This window comes from Alcanivorax sp. HI0044 (assembly GCF_001634945.1).
This window is the reverse complement of sequence record NZ_LWEZ01000271.1, coordinates 1-1,087: the sequence shown is the minus strand read 5'-3', so window position 1 is coordinate 1,087 and position 1,087 is coordinate 1. Positions and strand designations below refer to the sequence as shown.

At 62.3% G+C, this 1,087-nt stretch carries 2 protein-coding genes; both read left to right on the top strand.

Features of this window, described 5'->3' with window-relative positions; translation table 11 throughout:
* Positions 1-817, top strand: an 817-nt coding sequence (locus A3730_RS03365) for an SDR family NAD(P)-dependent oxidoreductase (RefSeq protein WP_156500851.1), incomplete at its 5' end; no start/stop codon positions are given.
* Positions 818-832: 15 nt separating this feature from the next.
* On the top strand, positions 833-1,087 hold a 255-nt coding region (locus A3730_RS03360), incomplete at its 3' end, for a metal-dependent hydrolase (RefSeq protein WP_197477259.1).

The following is a 1,087-nucleotide window of genomic DNA, read 5'->3' as shown; positions in this document are numbered from 1 at the left end:
CCCCCTGAATGGAAAAACGGCGGTCGTCACCGGCGCCGGTTCCGGTATCGGCCGCGCCACCGCCCTGCGCTTCGCTGCGCAAGGCGCGGACCTGGTCTGTGTGGACATTGATGAAGACAGCGCCGAAGGCACCGCAGCCAAGGCTCGGGAATTGGGTGCCGTTGCCTGGTCTCGCAAAGTCGATGTGGGCTCGGCCCAGGCCATGCAACGCCTGGCCAACTGGGTCGCCAAGGAACTGGGTGGCGCCGACATTGTGATCAACAACGCCGGCATCGGTATGGCTGGCGGAGTGTTGGATACCAGCGTCAAGGAATGGGATCGCCTGCTGAAAGTGAACTTGTGGGGCGTCATTCACGGCTCGCGTCTGTTCGCCCAGCAGATGATCGACGGCCATCGCCACGGCCACATTATTAACGTGGCCTCCGCCGCCGCCTTTGCCCCCAATCGCAAACTGGCCGCCTACTCCACCAGCAAGGCAGCGGTGCACATGCTGAGCGAGTGCCTGCGTGCTGAACTGGCCGAGCACGATATCGGCGTCACCGCCATCTGCCCTGGCTTTGTTGCCACCGGCATTGCCAACGCCACCGTCTATGCCGGCGCCAGCGAAGAAGAACAAGCCGAGAAACGCGCCAAGGCCGATGCGCTCTACAAACGTCGTAATTTTTCACCGGACGATGTGGCCGACGCCATCCTCAAGGCAGTACTCAACAACCCGGCCCTGTCACTGGTGGGGGCGGAAGCCTGGAGCACCCGCTTGCTCAGCCGCTTCGCCCCTTCACTGTCACGCCGCGTTGCACGCATTGACCTGACCCCCTGACGGAGACCGGACACCATGAATGCCACTGTTCGACACCAACTGAAAGCGCGCCGGGTGCAGTTCGATTTTGATCAGACACCACTGCACTGGCTGCGTGATGATCCGTTCTCCACACACACCATCAACGGCATCCACCTGCTGTTGCCGGAAGGCGAGCTGTGGTTCTGTCGGGTATACAATCAGGCCCTGCCGCTGATCCAGGATGAACAGCTTCTGGCCGACGTGCAGGGCTTCATCCGACAGGAAGCGGTGCACTCTCGCGCCCACAGC